General features: G+C 51.2%; 12 protein-coding genes. 6 read left to right on the forward strand and 6 right to left on the reverse strand.

The genetic code is table 11. The features are described 5' to 3' along the window. Positions 1-111 precede the first annotated feature (111 nt). Both HGO41_RS01940 and HGO41_RS01945 read left to right on the forward strand, forming a co-directional pair. Positions 112-657, forward strand: coding sequence for a YfaZ family outer membrane protein (locus HGO41_RS01940; protein WP_013574610.1), 546 nt, complete (start codon positions 112-114; stop codon positions 655-657). Between the two features lie 127 nt (positions 658-784). Further along, a complete protein-coding gene (locus tag HGO41_RS01945) occupies positions 785-1,990 on the forward strand; it encodes a nicotinamide mononucleotide deamidase-related protein YfaY (protein WP_112151204.1) in 1,206 nt (401 codons plus the stop codon). A gap of 139 nt (positions 1,991-2,129) precedes the next feature. Here HGO41_RS01945 and yfaE read toward each other — a convergent pair whose 3' ends face one another. The 3 genes from yfaE to nrdA form a co-directional block, all read right to left on the reverse strand. Beyond that, positions 2,130-2,390: a class I ribonucleotide reductase maintenance protein YfaE gene (gene yfaE / locus HGO41_RS01950; RefSeq protein ID WP_013574612.1), complete on the reverse strand. Its 261-nt coding sequence runs from the start codon at positions 2,388-2,390 to the stop codon at positions 2,130-2,132. Beyond that, positions 2,391-3,521: a class Ia ribonucleoside-diphosphate reductase subunit beta gene (nrdB, locus tag HGO41_RS01955; protein ID WP_013574613.1), complete on the reverse strand. Its 1,131-nt coding sequence runs from the start codon at positions 3,519-3,521 to the stop codon at positions 2,391-2,393. A gap of 72 nt (positions 3,522-3,593) precedes the next feature. Further along, positions 3,594-5,876 (reverse strand): class 1a ribonucleoside-diphosphate reductase subunit alpha, encoded by a 2,283-nt coding sequence (gene nrdA / locus HGO41_RS01960; protein WP_013574614.1) that lies wholly within the window; start codon positions 5,874-5,876, stop codon positions 3,594-3,596. 710 nt (positions 5,877-6,586) lie between these two features. Between nrdA and yfaL the strand changes: the two genes are divergently transcribed. Then, the gene (gene yfaL, locus HGO41_RS01965; protein ID WP_285427117.1) at positions 6,587-10,375 is read left to right on the forward strand and encodes an AIDA-I family autotransporter adhesin YfaL/EhaC; all 3,789 of its coding nucleotides are present in this window, start codon (positions 6,587-6,589) and stop codon (positions 10,373-10,375) included. Between the two features lie 67 nt (positions 10,376-10,442). On the opposite strand, the gene ubiG is transcribed toward yfaL, so the two are convergent. Further along, complete coding sequence (gene ubiG, locus HGO41_RS01970; protein WP_013574617.1) at positions 10,443-11,165, reverse strand: bifunctional 2-polyprenyl-6-hydroxyphenol methylase/3-demethylubiquinol 3-O-methyltransferase UbiG; 723 nt, start codon at positions 11,163-11,165, stop codon at positions 10,443-10,445. Positions 11,166-11,424: 259 nt separating this feature from the next. Here ubiG and gyrA point away from each other — a divergent pair, with 259 nt between their 5' ends. Further along, positions 11,425-14,076, forward strand: a complete 2,652-nt coding sequence (gyrA, locus tag HGO41_RS01975; protein ID WP_013574618.1) for a DNA topoisomerase (ATP-hydrolyzing) subunit A — start codon at positions 11,425-11,427, stop codon at positions 14,074-14,076. 176 nt (positions 14,077-14,252) lie between these two features. Next, positions 14,253-17,114 carry a two-component system sensor histidine kinase RcsC gene (gene rcsC / locus HGO41_RS01980; protein ID WP_250980714.1) on the forward strand — a complete coding sequence of 954 codons (2,862 nt, stop codon included), beginning with the start codon at positions 14,253-14,255 and terminating at the stop codon, positions 17,112-17,114. Between the two features lie 76 nt (positions 17,115-17,190). Here the strand turns inward: rcsC and rcsB are convergent, their stop codons facing one another. Together rcsB and rcsD are read right to left on the reverse strand one after the other, a co-directional pair. Continuing rightward, positions 17,191-17,841 carry a response regulator transcription factor RcsB gene (gene rcsB, locus HGO41_RS01985; protein ID WP_013574620.1) on the reverse strand — a complete coding sequence of 217 codons (651 nt, stop codon included), beginning with the start codon at positions 17,839-17,841 and terminating at the stop codon, positions 17,191-17,193. Positions 17,842-17,845: 4 nt separating this feature from the next. Next, the gene (gene rcsD / locus HGO41_RS01990; protein ID WP_013574621.1) at positions 17,846-20,539 is read right to left on the reverse strand and encodes a phosphotransferase RcsD; all 2,694 of its coding nucleotides are present in this window, start codon (positions 20,537-20,539) and stop codon (positions 17,846-17,848) included. An 870-nt stretch (positions 20,540-21,409) separates the two neighbouring features. Here rcsD and HGO41_RS01995 point away from each other — a divergent pair. Next, positions 21,410-21,954 (forward strand): BapA prefix-like domain-containing protein (locus HGO41_RS01995; RefSeq protein WP_250980715.1); only part of this gene is annotated, 545 nt, incomplete at its 3' end.

The following is a 21,954-nucleotide window of genomic DNA, read 5'->3' on the forward strand; positions in this document are numbered from 1 at the left end:
CACAACCCCGGTGAATGCATTCACGTTCCAAAAAGTTGTTACGACTGAGTGAATTGCTTTAGACTTCCCTTGGAAGATTTATTGTCGTTTGACTGTTATTTAGGATAAATAATGAAAAAGTTACTTGTCGCTGGTGCCGCTGCCAGTCTGATGTTTGTCGCGGCATCTGCCAGCGCAATCAGTGTCAATGGTGAAGTCGGTGAGCATTACACGCATCTGGGTGTGGGCTTCGGCACCACATCTCCGGGTCTGGCATTGAGCGGTGATTACACCCATAACGATGACGACGGTGATGTGGCAGGCTTGGGTTTGGGATACAACATTCCTTTGGGTCCGTTCATCGCGACCGTCGGCGGTAAGGGCCTGTACACCAATCCTAAAGACGGTGACGAAGGGTACGCTGCGGCCGTCGGCGGTGGTCTGCAACTGCCAATCGCGAAAATGTTCACCCTGTACGGCGACTATTATTATTCCCCGGATTCCCTGTCCAGCGGCATTGCTAACTATGAAGAAGCGAACGCAGGTATTCGTCTGACGGCCATCCCGTTGGTTACCGTGAGCGTGGGTTACCGCTACATGGCGATGGATGGCAAAGATGGCAACCGCGATAACGTGGTGGCAGACGGTGCTTATTTAGGTGGCGCTGTTAATTTCTGATTTTGTCTGAAGCAAAATCTGAAGGCTCGCATTCGTGCGGGCCTTTTTGTTTTCTGGCGAACGGAGATTGTTTTTCTGTCCCAGCCTTTCTACAGTGGAGTAACAAAAAAGACAGAAGGAGAACGGGATGCTTAGGGTTGAGATGCTGAGTACGGGTGATGAAGTGCTGCACGGCCAGATTGTGGATACCAATTCGGCATGGCTGGCGAATTATCTGTTTGAGCAAGGTTTACCGATGACCAGTCGTGAAACCGTGGGCGACAGTCTGGACGCGCTGGTGGCTGTTCTCAAAGAACGCAGCCACATCGCTGATGTGCTTATCGTGAACGGCGGCCTGGGGCCAACGACCGATGATTTAAGCGCGCTGGCGGCGGCTAAAGCCTGTGATGTGGAACTGGTGGAAGATGCTGGCTGGATTGAAACCATGCAGGCGTTCTTCAATGAACGTGGCCGTCCGATGGCCGAATCCAACCGCAAACAGGCACAAATCCCGGCCAATGCCGAGCTGCTGGATAATCCGGTGGGCACCGCCTGCGGCTTCAGCGTGAAGCTCAACCGCTGTCAGATTTTCTTCACGCCCGGCGTACCGTCCGAATTTAAAGTGATGGTGGAACAACAAATCGTTCCACGTCTGCACAAACAATTTCCGGCGCTGGAAGCGCCGTTATGTTTGCGTCTGACCACGTTCGGACGTGGCGAAAGTGACCTTGCCACCGAGTTGGATCAACTTGAGCTGCCGGAAGGCGTGGTGATGGGTTACCGTTCGTCATCGCCGATTATTGAGCTGAAAGTCACCGGCCCGCGCTCTCAGGAGGCTGCAATGCACAAAGCGTTTGAACGCGTGCGTGAAGTCGCAGGGGAGAGCACGATTTTTGAAGGGCTGGGTAGCCTGCCGGATCGTCTGGCAGAACGCCTGCTGGCGCAGGATTTACGTCTGGCGGTCAGTGAAAGTTTCACCGGCGGCCTGCTGAACTGGCGTCTGCAAAGCGCCGGCGTTCCGCTGGTCAACGGCGAGTTATTGCCCCAGGGTGACGAAGCCTCACCAGAGAAATCCCTCGAATGCTTACTGGCGCGTGCGCAGACGTTGGCCGAAACCACCGGCGCACAACTGGCGCTGGCTGTGGGCGCGCTGTCAGGTGCAGAATTAAGTCTGGCACTGCATACCCCAACCGGCACCAGCGGCCTGACAATCCGCTATACCGCCACGCGTCACGGACTGGCATTACGTCAGGAGACCATGGCGATGGTGGCGATGGATATGCTGCGGCGTTACCTGAACGGGTGGGAGCCGGTGGCGGATTACCCGTGGTTGGATCGGGTTGCTAAGGTTTAGCTTTAGCTCCCTCCCCTGCGAAGGGGAGGGCTGGGGTGGGGTATTAAAGCGAAATCAAAGAGTTGAGGTTGGCTTTGATGAGATGTTAGCCCTTAAAACCCCCTCCCGTCCTCCCCCTTCGCAGGGGGAGGAGTAAAGTCTAAAACGCGATCTCAATATCCCCAACCGGCATGCAACAACACGGCAAAATCTCGCCGTCTGAGATAAAGGCCAGGGGTTTCTCGCTGTAGGCGACCTCACCGTTAATCAACCGCATCCGGCACGATCCGCAATAACCTTCGCGACACTGGTATTCCACTTCAACCTGATGATGTTCAAACACCTCCAGCAAATTCCGGTGCTCTGACTTACACGCCAGTTGCTGTCCGTTTGCTGAAAGTGTGATGGTTCTGTCGGCCATTTAAAGCTCGAAATCACTCAGGTCATCGGCGTGAACTTCAGAATCAATCTGACCTACCAGATAGGAGCTGACTTCCACTTCCTGTGGCGCAACCTGCACGTTATCAGACACCAGCCAGGCGTTGATCCACGGGATCGGGTTCGAGCGGGTTTTGAACGGAGCATCCAGCCCGACAGCCTGCATACGGATATTGGTGATGTATTCGACGTACTGACACAGAATGTCTTTGTTCAGGCCGATCATCGAACCGTCTTTGAACAGGTATTCTGCCCAGTCCTTTTCCTGCTGTGCCGCCAGCACGAACAGGTCATGGCACTCCTGCTGACATTCCAGCGCGATTTCTGCCATTTCAGGGTCGTCCTGACCTGAGCGCAGCAGGTTCAGCGCGTGCTGAGTGCCGGTCAGATGCAGCGCTTCATCACGGGCGATCATCTTGATGATTTTCGCGTTGCCTTCCATCAGTTCACGTTCAGCGAAGGCAAATGAACAGGCAAAGCTGACGTAGAAACGTACGGCTTCCAGCGCGTTGACGCTCATCAGACAGATGTAGAGTTTCTTCTTAAGTTCACGCAGGTTAACTACAACGGTTTTGCCGTTGACCTGATGCGTGCCCTCGCCCAGCAGATGGTAGTAGCTGGTCATCTCGATCAGCGTGTCGTAGTAACCGGAGATGTCTTTCGCGCGCTTGAGGATTTCTTCATTGGTCACGATATCGTCAAACACAATCGCCGGATCATTCACGATGTTGCGGATAATATGTGTGTAAGAGCGCGAGTGAATAGTTTCCGAAAACGCCCAGGTTTCGACCCAGGTTTCCAGCTCAGGAATAGAAATCAGCGGTAACAGCGCGACGTTCGGGCTGCGGCCCTGAATGGAATCCAGCAGCGTCTGGTATTTCAGGTTGCTCAGGAAAATGTGTTTCTCGTGATCCGGCAACGCCTGAAAATCGATACGGTCACGGGATACATCAATCTCTTCCGGACGCCAGAAGAAGGACAGTTGCTTTTCGATCAGTTTTTCAAAGATTTCATGCTTCTGCTGGTCGAAACGGGCAACGTTAACCGACTGACCAAAGAACATTGGCTCAAGAAGCTGATCGTTTTTATTCTGGGAAAAAGTACTGTAGGCCATAACTTCCTCGAAATTCTCGGCAAAAACCCCCTGACGGGGGTTTTGAATAATATTCTTAGTTAAAACAAAAGATTAGATTTTGCAGGCGCCGCTTTCACAGTCATCAGCCACATCGGCTTTCATGTCTTCCTGTACATCATCAGCACCGTCACGGGTGTTCTGATAGTACAGCGTTTTCACGCCAAATTTGTAGGCGGTCAGCAAGTCTTTCAACAACTGTTTCATTGGCACTTTGCTGTTCGGGAAGCGCGACGGGTCGTAGTTGGTGTTTGACGAAATCGCCTGGTCGATGAATTTCTGCATTACGCCAACCAGTTGCAGGTAGCCGTCGTTGTTCGGCATATCCCACAGCAGTTCGTACTGATCTTTCAGACGCTCGTACTCCGGCACAACCTGACGCAGAATCCCGTCTTTCGACGCTTTGATACTGATGTGGCCGCGAGGTGGCTCGATACCGTTGGTGGCGTTGGAGATCTGCGAAGAGGTCTCGGACGGCATCAGCGCGGACAGCGTGGAGTTACGCAGGCCGTATGTTTTGATGTTTTCACGCAGCGTATCCCAGTCCAGATGCAGCGGTTCATCGCAGATGGCATCCAGATCTTTCTTATAGGTATCCACCGGCATGATGCCTTGTGAATAGGTGGTTTCGTTGAACCACTGGCACGCGCCTTGTTCTTTCGCCAGTTCGTTGGAGGCTTTCAGCAGGTAATACTGAATGGCTTCGAACGTTTTGTGGGTCAGGTTGTTAGCGCTGCCATCGGAATAACGCACACCGTTTTTCGCCAGATAATACGCGTAGTTAATAACGCCGATACCCAGCGTACGTCGGCCCATCGCACCGCGTTTTGCGGCTTTGATCGGGTAATCCTGATAATCGAGCAGGGCGTCCAGAGCGCGAACTGCCAGAACAGCCAGTTCTTCCAGATCGTCGAGGCTTTCGATCGCACCGAGGTTGAAAGCAGACAGCGTACACAGCGCGATTTCGCCGTTTTCGTCATTAACGTCATCCAGCGGTTTGGTTGGCAGCGCAATTTCCAGACACAGGTTGGACTGGCGAACAGGCGCGATAGCCGGATCAAACGGGCTGTGGGTGTTGCAGTGGTCAACATGCTGAATGTAGATACGGCCTGTAGAGGCGCGTTCCTGCATCATCAGGGAGAACAGTTCCACCGCTTTCACTTTCTGCTTACGGATGCTGGCATCCTGCTCGTACTTCTCGTACAGACGCTCGAACTCGTCCTGATCGGCAAAGAATGCATCGTACAGGCCAGGTACGTCAGACGGGCTGAACAGGGTAATGTCGCCGCCTTTCACCAGACGCTGATACATCAGTTTGTTGATCTGCACGCCGTAGTCCATATGACGGACGCGGTTGCCTTCAACACCACGGTTGTTTTTCAGTACCAGCAGGCTTTCGACTTCCAGATGCCACATCGGGTAGAAGAGTGTCGCTGCGCCGCCACGAACACCGCCCTGAGAACAGGATTTCACCGCAGTCTGGAAATGTTTGTAGAACGGGATACAACCGGTGTGGAATGCTTCACCGCCACGGATCGGGCTGCCCAGCGCACGAATGCGACCGGCGTTGATGCCGATACCGGCGCGTTGTGAAACGTATTTCACGATGGCGCTGGAGGTCGCGTTAATGGAATCCAGACTGTCGCCACATTCGATCAGCACGCATGAGCTGAACTGACGGGTCGGAGTGCGCACGCCGGACATAATTGGCGTAGGCAGGGAAATTTTGAAGGTTGAAATCGCGTCGTAGAAACGTTTGATGTAATCCAGACGGGTTTCGCGCGGGTAGCCGGAGAACAGGCAGGCCGCGACCAGAATGTAGAGGAACTGAGCACTTTCGTAGATATCGCCGGTCACACGGTTCTGTGCCAGATATTTCCCTTCCAGTTGCTTAACCGCAGCGTAAGAGAAATTCATGTCGCGCCAGTGGTCAATAAAACTGTCCATCTGCTCGAACTCTTCAGCCGTGTAGTCTTCCAGCAGATGTTTGTCGTATTTACCCATTTCAACCATGCGGGTCACCTGGTCGATCAGTTTTGGTGGTTCAAACTGGCCGTAGGCTTTTTTACGCAGGTGGAAGATCGCCAGACGCGCGGCCAGATATTGGTAATCCGGTGCATCTTTAGAGATCAGATCAGCCGCCGCTTTGATGATGGTTTCGTGAATATCAGCGGTTTTGATGCCGTCATAGAACTGGATGTGTGAACGGAGTTCTACTTGAGAAACTGATACGTTTTGAAGACCTTCCGCTGCCCAGTCAATGACACGGTGGATTTTATCAAGGTTGATGCGTTCTGTGCGGCCATCACGTTTAGTAACAAGCAGACTTTGGTTCATTGGGTGCGATACCTTAAAGGTTTATAAAGGGTCTGACCTGACCGCGTAAAACATGCGCGGCAGCACAAGAGGTTCCTAGTGTGCTGGTCAGGATATAAACACAATATATTGTGGGTTTGTTATTTTCTGATGACAAGATAGTGATTGAATGTCCCTTTTGCAAGTGAACAAAACGGGCAGATTTGTGGATAAGTTGGGGAGAAATTTTGACGTCAAGCCTGAGAAGTCCGTCATTGCTGGCGCGACAAACCTGTCAATATCTCAGATACGATTTTCTTATATTTTTATGAAAGGTGATCAACTGCCGGTTTATTAAACGTTAGAAAAAAACGCTATATTGATCTGGATAACTATTCTAAAAAATCATGTTGCGGTGTTCACGCCAACCAACGTCCTAAAAACTAAGGTTTTAACCCCGGCATACCCCGTCTCTTAACGTAAATTCTACTGGATTAGCGGAAAAAATGACTTGCAACCGATGACGATTTGGCGTCGCCGTACAGCCGTTAAGCCGCTTCGGAGCAACCTTGCTACCAGGTTTTTGTTCACTTTCTGAAAAGTGCGTTTTTGAGAAAAATGAGCCTTATTATAAATACATATGATGAATGAATGATGTTGTTTATATATTCTAAATTTATCATTAAGTGGTCTCCCGGCACTGTGCATATTACTTTCGCTCCTCTTTCATCAGGTGCGGGATTAGAACTTCAATGGTCTTCAATAAAATCACGGCGTGTTTATTTTTAGTCTTTAATTTATTGCCTTTTTCAGAGGCGGCTTTTGCAGAAACTCTCCCGACCTGTTCAGGGTTGCAAATTACTGAAAGTTGCAACGCCACGGCCACCACGCTTGAAAATAAAACCCTCAATACCTATACCGTGGCTGATGGCGCTGAGATGCAGTTCTCCGGCCTGAACGGTTCAGGTTCCTCGGGCGGTGCCTTCCACCTGGGAAACAGCACCACACTGGAGATTATTCCTGAGAGCACCACCGGTTACAGCGTATTTACCGGAAACAGCAGTTCGGGAAACGGTGGCGCGATCTTTGCGAAAGAAAACTCGACGGTATATTTAGAAAATACCCTGTTCATTGATAACGTCGCCCATGATTACGGCGGTGCAATATATATGAATGGCACCAATGATGAAGGTGATACTGATCTTGCCATTACTAATGCCGTGTTTTCAGGGAATATTTCCAGTGAGGGGAAAGGCGGCGCTATTTATTCTCTTAATAATAAAGTCCAGCTGACAAATGTTTTATTTGAGGATAATCAGGCAAAAACCAACAAAAGTGCCAGTTCAGGTAATGGTAGCGGTGGTGCGATTGATGCCACGGACAATACGTCTGACTCCCACGGCAGCATGTTTATCACTAACAGCGAATTCACCGGCAATCAGGCCGAAGGACAGGGAGGCGCAATCTACACCAGCAGCGCGTCTACGCCATTCCTGATCAACATCAACATTGATGAAAACTATCAAGAAAATGATGGTGTTGCCTATTACCACGATAACGTCGCTGGCAATTATGGCGATGCTCCCGATGCCGCTGGCGGCGGGTTCATGTATCTCGGCCACAGCGAAGCCGATTTTGATATTGCTGCAGATAAAACGCTGATCATCGGTAATACCGCCAACGACGGCGCTTATGACTCGATCGCCGGTTATGGCGCGATTTTCAAACGCGGTGCTGGTGAACTGGTACTTAATGCTGATAACAGCGGTTTTACCGGCGTATTCGACATTTTAGAGGGCACGGTCACTCTGGGACGTGATGACACGCTGATCAATGTCGGCGACACCAACTGTCAGGCTGCGGCAGATACCTGTCACGGTATTGTGTTAGGTAACGATAATTATGTGAATGACACGGCAATACTGAATGTTGGCAGCACGCAGCAAACCTTTAAAAATGCCTTTATGGGGCATGAGAACAGCACATTGAATATTGATGCTGGCGGTAATGTCATTGTTAACAGCGGCTATATGGCGGGCACCACAACAGGTGCGGGCGATCTGACCGTGGCAGAAAACGGCAGTTTCACCCTGACCGGCGCGCAGTCTATGGGGCTGGATGGCGACATTGTGGTGGAACAAAACGCTGTACTCAGCGTTCAGGGCGATGCTGAAGATTTAGCGATATTGCAGGCCGATCCGCAGTCTGTTGTGCTCGACGGCGGTGTGCTGGATTTGTCGGACATGACCACCTTCAACGGTGAAGCGAATCAGACTAACGACGGCCTGACGATTACAGGGTCCGGCGGTACGGTAATCGGTAATGCTGATCTGGTGACGCTGGGGACGGGCAGCGACTATCACGTTGATGGCGGCGTGTATGCGGTGATTGATGCCGGTGCCGGACGCGTCACGCTGGCGGATAACAATACTTATCTGGGCACGACGCAGATCGCTTCCGGGACATTGCAGGTCACCGGTAACTCTCAGTTGGGCGATGAAGCCTATAATCGTCAGGTCATTTTTACTGATCCGGCACAGGCCAGTACGCTGGAGATTTCTGCGCCGGGCGATACCAGCGGGCAGGTCGATACCACATCAGCACAAACCGGTAAGGCACGAGATATTGAAATGCGGGCCTCAGGGACGATGCAGGTGGACGACGGCGTGACCACGCAATGGGGCGGCTTAACCGCTGACAGTACCGGCGGGCAGGCAGACGTTGACAGCACGTTCACCAAAACCGGTAACGGTACGTTGATTCTGAAAGATTCGGGCAACAGCCATTCCGCTGTCCGGGTCGAACAGGGTACTTTGCAGGGAGGCGCGGAAAACATCATCGCAGACGCCTCTTCATTGTACGTCGGCGAAAATGCCACGTTTGCCACCGGCATGGATCAGCAGGTGCGCAGCATCGATGCGGATTCCACCGGTACACTGTTGATTTCCGACAACACTCAGCTGGTCCTGACAAATCAGGACACTTCCTCGGCGCTGGATGCCAGCCTGTTTACCGGCACGGGGGGCACGCTGGTGAATGCTACGTCCGGTATGGCGCTTAAAGGCACGCTGAACACGAATCTTTCCCTGGATGCATTGACCTATTTAGCCGGTGTGACGGTCAACGGCAGCCTTGATAACAGCGCAGGAACCGCCAGTCTGGAGAATGGCAAGGCCGGGGATACGCTGACGGTCAACGGTGATTACACCGGCGGCGGCACGCTGGTGCTGGAAACTGAAATGAATGGTGATACCTCGGCGACCGACCAGCTGATTCTTAACGGCAATACTTCCGGTGATACCGCGCTGGCGGTTGTGCCGGTCAGCGGCATCGGGCAGGCGACACAAACCGGCATCAAAGTTGTCGATTTTGTTGCCGACCCGCAAAGCTTCCAGAACGCGGCAGATTTCCATCTGGCCGGTGGTCAGCAATATATCAATATGGGCGCCTACGACTATTCTCTGGTGCAGGATAATCAGGACTGGTATCTGCGCTCGCAGGTGGTGACGCCGGAGCCTCAACCGGAACCTCAGCCCGATCCTGACGTCCAGCCGCAACCTGATCCCGATGTTCAACCGCAGCCGCAACCTGTGCCAGCCTCTGGCGGGGAAGATTTTACACCGGTGCTGAACCCTAAAATGGGCGGCTATATGAGCAACCTGCGCATCGCCAATAATGCCTTCAGTATGACGGCGCAGGATCATGCCGGTGCCGGTCATGACAATATTAAGCTGCGGGTGGATTCATCGCGCGACAGCTCAACCTTTGCCAGCCAGATTGACAGTCACAATGACACGTCAGTGGTTCAGATCAGCGGCAATTTCCTGCGCAATAATGCAGGTGACGGGGAAATCCTGGCGGGTGTGGTGGGCGGTTACAGTAACAGCCACGGCGATAGCACCAGTGTACTGACCGGGCGCAAATCAGATAATGACAGCCAGGGATACGCCGTCGGACTGACCGCTTCCTGGTATCAGAACGCACAGGATCATCAGGGCGCGTATCTCGACAGCTGGATGCAATATGCCTGGTTTGATAACAGCGTCAGCGAAGACGGTACAGGTGATGATAATTATCACTCTTCCGGCCTTTCCGCCTCACTGGAAGGTGGTTACCGTTTTACCCTGATGCAGGGAAACCAGTGGAACTGGACCGTGCAACCCCAGGCGCAGGTGATTTATCAGGGCGTGAAGCAGAAAGATTTTACCGCGTCGAATCAGTCGAAAGTGGCACAACAGGGGGATAATAACGTTCAGACGCGCTTAGGCTTGCGCAGTGAATGGGATATTCATCCGTCGCCGACGCTGCATCTCAGACCTTTTGTAGAGGCGAATTACCGCCATAACAGTGCGGAAACTTCCCTGAATGTGGATGGCGTGAATTTCACCGATAACACCGCCAAAGACAGTGCGGAACTGAGTACCGGGATCAGTGGCAATTTGGGCGAAAATACCACGCTCTGGGGCAAGGTTGGACAGCAAGAAGGGTCAGATGATTTTTCGCAAACCGAAGCGTCAGTTGGGGTGGGTATTCGCTGGTAAGTCAGTCAGTTAGCCGTGAAATTAAAAGGGTGCAGCGCAGGCTGTACCCTTTTTTGCGGTCAGAATATTACAGCGCCTGGGTGTGGATCATGTAGTTCACATCAACATTTGGCCCGAGTTTGAAATGGTCGGTCAGCGGGTTGTAGTGCAGTCCCATAATGTGACGCTCAAACAGCGATGTGCGGTCAATCATGCCCAGCAATTCAGACGGCTTGATGAATTTTTTGATGTCGTGCGTGCCTTTCGGCACCATTTTCAGCACATATTCAGCGCCGAAAATGGCCATCAGCCAGGCTTTATTGTTGCGGTTGATGGTGGAAAAGAACACATGGCCGCCAGGTTTCACCAGACGCGCGCAGGCGGCAACGACAGAAGCCGGATCCGGTACGTGTTCCAGCATTTCCATGCAAGTCACCACGTCATATTGCTGCGGATGCGCGTCGGCGTGCGCTTCCACGGTTTCCTGCACGTACTCCACCTTCACGCCGCTTTCCAGTGCATGCAAACGTGCTACCTGCAAGGGTTCGCCGCCCATGTCCAGTCCGGTGACTGTCGCCCCCGCCACTGCCATGCTTTCACTCAAAATGCCGCCACCGCAGCCGACATCGAGAACATTTTTTCCAAACAGGCCATCAGCGCGTTCGAGAATGTAGTTCAGACGCAGCGGATTGATGCGATGCAGCGGTTTGAATTCGCCTTCCAGATCCCACCAGCGCGAGGCGACGGCTTCAAATTTGGCGATTTCTTCATGGTCGATGTTTTGCGGTGTTGCGGAGGGTGTGGTTGTCATGAGCGTGATGAACTCCTTATAACTTGATTAGCGGATTATACATATTCCATCTGCTTTGGCTCAGTTTTGTGGTTTTGGTTAATGTTTATACGAAATGAAGCCCTGCGTGCAAAGGTTTGAAACGCGTTGGATAATAGTCGGCAAAAGGGGGCGGTTGTTTTCCACGTTTGGCTGGTTTGTGGTATAGTTTTACACCTTTGCGCTATATATGCCTACGTGGGCAGCGGCCATGAATAATCAGTAGAGGGATAGCAGCTCCATGAGCGACCTTGCCAGAGAAATCACACCGATTAACATCGAAGAAGAGCTTAAAAACTCTTATTTGGATTATGCGATGTCCGTTATTGTCGGACGTGCGTTACCAGATGTGCGCGATGGTTTGAAACCGGTGCACCGCCGCGTACTTTTCGCAATGAATGTCCTCGGTAACGACTGGAATAAAGCCTATAAAAAATCGGCCCGTGTGGTCGGTGACGTTATCGGTAAATATCACCCACACGGTGATACCGCGGTTTATGACACCATCGTTCGTATGGCTCAGCCTTTCTCACTTCGCTATATGCTGGTGGACGGGCAGGGTAACTTCGGGTCAGTGGATGGCGACTCCGCAGCAGCCATGCGTTATACCGAAATCCGCATGTCAAAAATTGCACACGAATTGCTGGCAGATTTAGAAAAAGAAACTGTCGATTTCGTGCCAAACTATGACGGCACAGAACAAATTCCTTCTGTTATGCCAACGCGCATTCCCAACCTGCTGGTTAACGGCTCGTCGGGTATCGCTGTCGGTATGGCAACCAACATTCCGCCGCATAACCTCACCGAGGTGATCAACGGCTGTCTGGCGTATATTGAAGATGAAAACATCAGCATTGAAGGGCTGATGGAACACATCCCGGGGCCAGACTTCCCGACGGCTGCGATCATCAACGGTCGCCGTGGTATCGAAGAAGCTTACCGTACCGGCCGTGGCAAAATTTATATCCGTGCCCGTGCTGAAGTAGAAGCCGATGCGAAAACTGGTCGCGAAACCATCATTGTTCACGAGATCCCGTATCAGGTGAACAAAGCCCGTCTGATCGAAAAGATCGCCGAGCTGGTGAAAGAAAAACGCGTCGAAGGTATCAGTGCGCTGCGCGATGAGTCTGATAAAGACGGCATGCGTATCGTGATTGAAATTAAACGCGATGCTGTCGGTGAAGTGGTTCTGAACAACCTGTATTCCCTGACGCAACTGCAGACGTCTTTCGGCATCAACATGGTGGCACTGCACCAGGGTCAGCCGAAGATTCTCGGTCTGAAAGAAATTTTGTCAGCGTTCGTCCGCCACCGCCGTGAAGTGGTGACGCGTCGTACCATTTTCGAACTGCGTAAAGCCCGCGACCGTGCTCATATCCTCGAAGCACTGGCTATCGCGCTGGCGAACATCGACCCGATCATTGAACTGATCCGTGCGGCACCGACGCCGGCTGAAGCGAAAGCTGGCCTGGTCGCGCGTTCATGGGATCTGGGCAACGTGTCAGCAATGCTGGCAAGTGCGGGTGACGATGCAGCCCGTCCTGAATGGCTGGAGCCGCAGTTTGGTATTCATGATGGAAAATACTTCCTGACTGAGCAACAGGCACAGGCCATTCTGGATCTGCGTCTGCAGAAACTGACCGGTCTTGAGCACGAAAAACTGCTGGATGAATACAAAGAGCTGCTGGTGCAAATCGCTGAGCTGCTGTTCATCCTGTCCAACCCTGACCGTCTGATGGAAGTCATTCGTGAAGAACTGGAAGCGATCCGTGATCAATACAACGATCCGCGTCGTACCGAAATTACGGCAAATACCTCTGACATCAACATCGAAGACCTGATCAATCAGGAAGACGTTGTGGTGACCTTGTCGCATCAGGGCTACGTGAAATATCAGCCTCTGACTGATTACGAAGCGCAGCGTCGCGGCGGTAAAGGGAAGTCAGCAGCACGCATTAAAGAAGAAGACTTTATCGATCGTCTGCTGGTGGCCAACACCCACGACACTATTCTGATGTTCTCAAGTCGCGGGCGTCTGTACTGGATGAAAGTCTATCAGTTGCCGGAAGCCAGCCGCGGTGCCCGTGGCCGTCCTATCGTCAACCTGTTGCCGCTTGAGCCGAACGAACGTATTACCGCCATTCTGCCAGTACGCGAGTACGAAGAAGGTCGTCATGTGTTCATGGCAACCGCCAGCGGTACCGTGAAGAAAACCGCGCTGACCGATTTCAGCCGTCCACGCAGCGCCGGCATTATCGCCATCAACCTCAACGAGGGTGATGAGCTGATTGGTGTTGACCTGACTGACGGTAAAGACGAAGTCATGCTGTTCTCTGCAGCAGGTAAAGTCGTGCGCTTCTCTGAAGAAGCCGTCCGCTCAATGGGCCGTACGGCGACGGGGGTTCGCGGTATCCGTCTGGGCGAAGGCGACAGCGTTGTATCGCTTATCATCCCACGCGGTGACGGTTGTATCCTGACTGTGACGCAGAACGGTTTCGGTAAACGTACTGAATCGACCGAGTACCCAACTAAATCCCGTGCAACGCAGGGCGTTATCTCAATCAAAGTGAGTGAGCGTAACGGACCGGTTATTGGTGCGATTCAGGTTGATGAAGCGGATCAAATCATGATGATCACCGATGCCGGTACGCTGGTGCGTACCCGTGTTTCCGAAGTGAGTACTGTTGGTCGTAACACTCAGGGTGTGACGCTTATCCGTACCGCAGACGATGAGAATGTGGTTGGCTTGCAACGTGTTGCAGAACCGGTTGAAGACGAAGAACTGGATGGCGTAGCCACCGAAGCGGGCGAACTGGAAGCGGCACAAGCAGCCGATCTGCCAGACGACGCGGAAAGTGAAGACGATCAGCCAGCTGATGACGAAGAAGAATAAGTTTTCTTAGTCAGCAGACAAAAGGGCATAACAATAGTTATGCCCTTTTTTATTGGATTCGTCTTAAAACAAATCTTTCACCTACACTGCATTATGCGGCGCTTTTTAGAAAGTCTGGCAATAGTGTATCCTGATCCCCATTCCGCTCGCTGAGCCGTTTTGCTAATGGTTAATCCTTGAAATATCTTGCTTCGTTTCGCACAACGCTAAAAATCTCCCGTTATCTTTTCCGGGTGCTGGCGCTTATGTTGTGGACACTGGGTGTGCTGCTGACCACCTTTTATGTGCTGAATATTTTCCATAACAAAGAATCCGAGATCCGCGATGAGGACAATCTCAATTACGATCTGGCGCAGAGTTACATCAAAAATTCCAATGATGTGATGCACAGCATTAAGTTTATGGCTGAGAATCGCCTGAGCGCTTCAGTGAACGGGCTGGATATCATCAACGGCATAATCAGCACTAAAAACACGGCGCCGTCTTATCTCTCATTGTTCCCTGAGTCCGACTGCTCGCAGATTAATGATAGCTACCGTAATTCGCTGGCTTCGCTGGGTAACATGATCCATTACTGGAAAGACAACTTTTCCGATGCCTACGATCTCAATCGCGTGTTCCTCATCAGTGGCGAGAGTTTGTGTCTGGTTGATTTTGGTATCAGCAGCGAACCGTTCGAGCGCGAAAGCCAGGAACAGTTGAAATCATTGCATGAAAAAATTATGCAATATCGCAACAGTAAGAGCACAGATAAAGAAAACAGCCTGTACTGGGTGTCGCAGTCCGGCAGTAAAGACTCCGGAAATTTGTATGTGCTGACCCCGATTTATGTCGGCAATAAACTCGAAGCGCTGATGGGTATTCAGCAAAATCTGCGCGCCGAAGATTTGTTGAATCCGAATTCACAGCACACCGCCGTGACGTTGCTGGATGAAGACGATCAGCCGCTGCTGGGGATTTCCGAGGACGGGCACTACAGCGCCGCGCCGGGCGATTATCCGCAGGCCAGTTCATTCTTCGGGTATGTAAATGGTTATAAAGATTTGGTCTACAAAAAGCCGCTGACACCGTCCTCGCTGAGTGTGGTGTATTCCATGCCGTTTAATACGGTGATCGAGCGATTTAAGATCCTGATTTTTAATGCGGTTTTACTGAATATATTCTCCGGCCTGTTATTGTTTATTCTGGCCTGGGTTTTTGAGCGCAAAATGTTTTTACCGGCCGAGGAAAACGCATTCCGGCTTGAAGAACATGAACAGTTCAACCATAAAATCGTGGCCTCAGCGCCGGTCGGCATTTCCATTTTGCGTATCAGCGATGGCGTTAACATCCTGAGTAATGAACTGGCGCATAATTATATCAGCATGCTGACGCAGGAAGACCGGCAGCGTATTACGCGGATCATCTGCGATCAGCAGACCAATTTCGTCGATGTCATCACCAAGAACAATAACAACATCCAGCTAAGTTTCGTGCATTCACGCTACCGTAATGAAGACGTGGCGATTTGTGTGCTGATCGACGTCAGTGCGCGCGTGAAAATGGAAGAGTCTTTGCAGGAAATGGCTAATGCGGCCGAGCAGGCCAGCCAGTCGAAATCAATGTTCCTGGCAACCGTCAGCCATGAATTGCGCACGCCGCTTTACGGTATCATCGGCAACCTGGATTTACTGCAAACGCAAGGGTTGCCTCAGGGCGTTGACCGTCTGGTGACGGCAATGAATAACTCGTCGGCACTGCTGTTGAAAATCATCAGCGACATTCTCGACTTCTCCAAAATTGAATCCGAGCAGCTGAAAATCGAGCCGCAGGAATTCTCCTGTCGCGAAGTGATCACTCACATTGCCGGTAACTATTTGCCGCTGGTGGTGAAAAAGCGTCTGGGACTTTACTGCTTTATCGAACACAACGTGCCGTTGTCATTCAATGGCGATCCGGTGCGTCTGCAACAGGTCATCTCCAACATCCTGAACAATGCGATTAAATTTACCGACACCGGCTGCATTGTTCTGAATGTCAGAACCTGCGGAAACTATCTTGAGTTTCAGGTGCGCGATACCGGCGTCGGGATCCCTGAGCGCGAAATCACCCGCCTGTTTGATCCGTTCTTCCAGGGCGGAACCGGCGTGCAGCGCCATTTCCAGGGCACCGGTCTGGGGCTGGCTATCTGTGAAAAGCTGATTAACCTGATGGATGGCGATATTGAGGTGGAATCCGAACCGGGGTTGGGCAGTTCGTTTACGGTGCGTATTCCGCTCTACAACGCCACTTTCCCGTCGGGTGAGCCGCTGGACAACTGGCAGGACAAAACGGTCTGGCTGGATGTGCGCAATGCTTATCTGGAAAGTTACCTGATGCAACTGATGCGTTATCACGGCGCGAATGTTCAGCGCTGCGAGCCGGAACTGCAAAGCCAGCGGGAAGATGTGCTGATTACTGACACGCCGCTGATCCATAAGGGCGAACTGGCCGCACAGATTGAATTCTCAATCGGCCATATCGGGCCGCCAGTCGAAACGCGTCCGGGTTACTGGATTCATAGTACGTCCACACCACTGGAAATCACTGCGCTGCTCAACCGGATTTACCGTCTCGAGACGACAGCGGAAGAGGGCGGCTCAGCGACGCCGGAATCCGCTGTGGCGCAGGATTACAGCGATATTACCTTGCTGGTGGTGGATGATCATCCGATTAACCGCCGTCTCCTGGCGGATCAACTGGGCACGATGGGCTATATCGTGGTGACGGCGAACGACGGGATTGACGCACTGGATGCCATGCGCGCGCATGAAATTGATATTGTGCTCAGCGACGTCAACATGCCGCGCCTCGACGGGTACGGGCTGACGGCAAAACTGCGCGAACTCGGCCATACCTTACCGGTGATCGGCGTCACCGCTAACGCGCTGGCGGAACAACGGCAGCGTTGTCTCGAAGCGGGAATGGATAACTGTTTATCCAAGCCAGTCACACTGGAAACCCTGCGCGATACGCTGCGTTATTACAGTGCGCTGGTTCGCAGAAAGCGACAATCCTGACGGACGACGTCGGAAAATACAAAAGGCACCGTTAGGTGCCTTTTTCACGTCTGAACCTACATAACGCCCTGAAGCGTTAGTCTTTATCTACCGGCTGGGAGCTGACGGAAGACAGATAGTTCAGCAGGGCGATATCGTTTTCCACGCCCAGTTTCAGCATCGCAGATTTCTTCTGGCTGCTGATGGTTTTAATGCTGCGGTTCAGCTTTTTGGCAATCTCAGTCACCAGGAAACCTTCTGCGAACAGGCGCAGAACTTCGCTTTCTTTCGGAGACAGGCGTTTGTCGCCGTAACCGTTGGCGCTGATTTTTTCCAGCAGTTTTGCCACGCTGTCCGGCGTGAACTTTTTGCCTTTCTGCAATGCGGCCAGCGCTTTTGGCAGGTCAGTTGGCGCGCCTTGCTTAAGCACAATCCCCTCGATATCCAGATCCAGTACAGAACTCAGGATCGCCGGATTATTGTTCATGGTCAGAACAATGATGGATAACTGCGGGTAGTGGCGCTTGATGTATTTGATCAGGGTGATGCCATCGCCGAATTTATCGCCCGGCATGGACAGGTCAGTGATCAGCACATGAGCATCAAGTTTGCTTAAGCTGTTAACCAGTGCAGTTGAGTCTTCGAACTCGCCTACAACATTCACCCATTCAATTTGTTCAAGGGACTTACGAATACCAAACAGGACGATAGGATGGTCATCAGCAATAATTACGTTCATATTATTCATGTGATTAGCTACCTTGCTGGAGCAGTCTGGAGACAAAAGAATCAATGTGGTTGATGGTTTCAGTAATCTGTAACGCATCGCCATCTGCGATGTATTGTTCTAACGATTCACACATTTGCTTGCCTGGGGTCAGGTTCAGCATAGCGAACACTCCCTTGAGACGATGTGCTGTTTGGGAAAGTGATGTGAAATCACGACGTTGGTTTTCATTATACAGTTTCTCAAGATCTTCCGGTACTGTCTCGACGAAAAGCTGATAGTAATCGCTTGATTTTAGCTGCTTTTCATAAAGGTCGAGAGAGTCTTCGCCGGGCTCTTCGGGTGAAACACTGTCATCGGATACAGAAAATTGCTGTTCGATTAACAGTAAGGTTGCGTCTATCAGCGCATTGCTGATGTTGTAATTGACGCGAATATAATGCTTTTCAAGCTGCTGGAATCCCGACTCATCGTCAGTCAGCAGCAGGGTAAATTTGTCACTGTTTTGCGGGTTATCTGTCAGTAAAACATCATATTCCCGCGCGACCTGACGATCGTCAGCCACGATGCACACCGCGCCGTAAGCGTTCATGGTCCGGGTCACAATACCGCGAACTTCCTCTGATGTGATATCGAGTAATACCGTCACATCATTGAGTAATTTCTCGTCTTCCGCTTCGATTTCCTGCGCTTCCTGACGTTGTTTAACACGTACAGTATAGCGTGTGCCGATGTTGAGCTTGCTGCGGATTTCCAGCTGACCGCCCAGTTTTTTGCACAGCTGATTACACAGGAAGAATGTCAGCCCGGAACCGTGGTTAAAGCGATCGACTAACGTCTGGCTAAGGAAAGGATAATTCAGATTACTCAATTCTTCTTTGGAAATTCCGCTACCCGTATCGTTTATGTGGAAAATCAGCTGATCCGGGCGATCTTCGTCCTGTTCGCTGGTCAGGGTCACCTTGCCCAGCGATGTGGTAACAATGGCATAATCGAGCAGCAGGGACAGAATTTTCTTCACTGCCTGCATATCGCCGACAAAGGCCGCTTCAGGGGCAATCTGGAAATGATTCAGCAACCCGAGGCCTTTCTGATTCAGGCGGGGCAGGGCCTCAAGCAACAGCTCATCTACCAGGGTTGAAAGCACGTACTTATCGTTCGCCGGTTGCCAGTCCTGAGTTTCCAGACGGGTCAGCAGCGTAATGTTATCAACCAGCGTCAGCGCGTTACGCGACTCACTCAGGAGTTTGCTTTCCAGCGCCTGACGTTCTTCCGGTTTCTGTTCTTCCACTAACGCCACGGCCAGCCCGTTCAGTTCCTGCAATGGCTGATTCAGCTCAATGCCCAGATTATGCAGCATCAGTTTGCGTGCCTGCAGGTTCTTCTCAAACTCACGTTTGGCCTGTTGCAGCGTGCGGTTCACCATCACTTCTTTATCCTGATCGTGGAGCATAAACAGGTAAGTTTCCGGCGAAATCTGGCTGCGGATCATGCGGATTTCATAAACTTCGTTATTGACGGTCGCCTGTATCGTGCCGTGATGCTGCTCGGCCATATTGGCAATTTTGTTCAGACTCAGATGCGGTAATAACTGGTCAGCAATTTTATTACTGAGGATCACGCTGTGGTTGCTGAAGTTATACACCAGTAAACCGAGCGGCAGACCCGAAATGATTTCCTGATTCAGCGCCTGCTGCATCTGTAATTGTGCCGCCATATTCTCGCTCGGGCGGATGTACTGATGGCGAATGAAATAGATACTGGTCATCGCCAGCCCGATCAGGAACAGGTTAATCAGGATCAGCCAGAAGTTATTACGTGAAAGATCAACCACAAGGCTGAACAGCGGAACGTGGTAGGTGAGTGACAGCGGTGAATTTCTCAGCGGCACATCAAACACCAGCGACCATCCCTGCATCACGATGCTGCTGGCCGCCGGATTATCATCGGCCGGATCACCTTCATTGACCGCCGTGGTGTTGCCATTAAGCTGGAAATTATCTCTCGACATACTGTAAGGGATGAGATCACTCATCGGTAAATCGAAGGCAATCACGGTCGCCAGATGTCCCGGATTATTAAAGGTGGTGCGCAGGGAGAAGGAATAGTCGTTACTCTGGCGCGATTTGCGCAGAGGAGAATAACTTTCGCGTTCGTCCAGCGTGTTCGCCTGCTGCAACATTTCGGCACGGCGTGATTGCAGCGTGCTGGTGAAATAGTTTTCCTTCAGGCGGGAGTCTTGCAACTGCAGCGGCACCGTGGTGATCAACAACATGCTGTTATCCTGACCGTTCAGGTAATACAGCGAATAAGGGTGAGTTGTTGAGCCCCACTGGTCATCCAGGAAGGATGAAATTTTCAGGGTTAAATCCAGCGTGGAACTGTCGTGTGCACCGAAAATCAGCGCATCAGTTTTCTTGTGAGGTTTGGAGACAAAATACATATCCTGACGCAGGCGGATTTCCTGCGCACTGACGGCATCCGCCGCCATAGGCTGGCCGGTGAAATTGTCGTAAATCTGGTAGGTCATGTAGCGATACTTATCGATGCGCTTTTGCAGCAAGTCAGCGGTATTTTGCACCGTGCGCAGTTTGTCGTTCAGATAAGCATTGGTGTAGTTATACCCGTAAAGGCCGAGCCCCATAGCCAGTAACAAAATGAACAACCAAAAGAATCGCGTGATATTGGTTGATGTCAGCGATAAATATTTACCAGCCATGATGATGAGTTTTTTCCTTCATTCTTGTAATGACGCTTTTAGCGGACGACGGTTTTTGCACAAACAGTGGTACACAACATCGTTGCCGCAACGCAACCTGATGCAACAGATAAACTGCTGACCTGCGCGATAAACCGGTCAGCGCAGAACCCGCTAAAGCCAGGTTGCGAAATGTGTTCAGCGAACATTTCCTGCGAGGGCGGTGCAGTTATCGGGCCGTGAGGCATGTTGTGAAAATCCCTTTGCGTTTAAAAAATTAAGCCTTTATCCGCCCACAGACGCACTGGGCGGACACTTTATCAGAAAGCATAAGTGCTGTGATTGCGCATAGTCCTAATTATGTGTTTGCCAAATACCCTTTTGCCATAAAATCTACAAGGCGATCACACAATTGATAAGTTAATTTGATTGATTATCTGACTGTCTGTTGCTTAATTTTGTTAACAATAACACCATGTATATTATGTGGGTAATTTATTAATTTGTTGTTTTTTATAATAATAAAATTATCCGCATAGTGTTAAACCAAAATTTAACATCTGTCAAACTGATGGTTTGACTTTTTTTAATGAATTATTTCAATCTTAATGATTATGTCTTTTTATGGCGATTAACTCAAATCATGCATATAACTTATGGAGTTTCGGGAAAAAATACCGAAATGATGGTTAACCAAAGCCCCTAAAAAATATATAAATTTAATAACAGCCGTTTTTGTTTGTTTTGTAGCCTGTGGCAATACCTCACACCAGTTGGAAGTTTATCCATTTTTCTTAATGGTCTTCATTACCCGCTGAACCGCTTTTTACCTGAAAAGGAAGAGCGGTGTTTAGCGTGTATGGACAACAACTGGCGTAACAGGGGTACAACATGGCTCAGAACGGTAGCGTTGTTATTGATATTCTTTCTCGTACTAATGGTGCAGTAATCTCCCAGGTTTCAAACGCCAGTCAGGACGTAACTCTTAATCAAATCAGCATAGTACGCGTACACGCGACCCGTGACGTGGTCACCCGCTATGAGCGTGTGGGGAATGATCTTGTTATTCACATGAAAGACGGACGCACCGTCCGCTATCACAGTTTCTTCGATACAGATGGCAAGGGGAATCACAGCGAACTGATTTTTGATGATGGCACCCACCCGATCGAACATGCCGCGTTTGTCGATACCGGCGCAACAGCGGGGGCAACCCCGATCGTTCCCGCTTATGAAACCATTCCTGATGCCGGGGCGCTGGTCATCGACTCCTCTAATTTTGACCCGGCTGTTTTAGGTGCCGTTCTGGGCGTTGTCGCACTGGGTGCCGGGATCGCAATTGCCGCAGGTGGCGGCGGTGGTGGTGGCGGTGTCCGCCGCCGTGAGACCGGCTGTCTCTGCTCGACAGCTCGGAGCGGCCGTGCCGGAGTCGGAGG

It is taken from the genome of Rahnella sp. CG8, from assembly GCF_023701875.1.
Lineage (GTDB): Bacteria > Pseudomonadota > Gammaproteobacteria > Enterobacterales > Enterobacteriaceae > Rahnella > Rahnella aceris.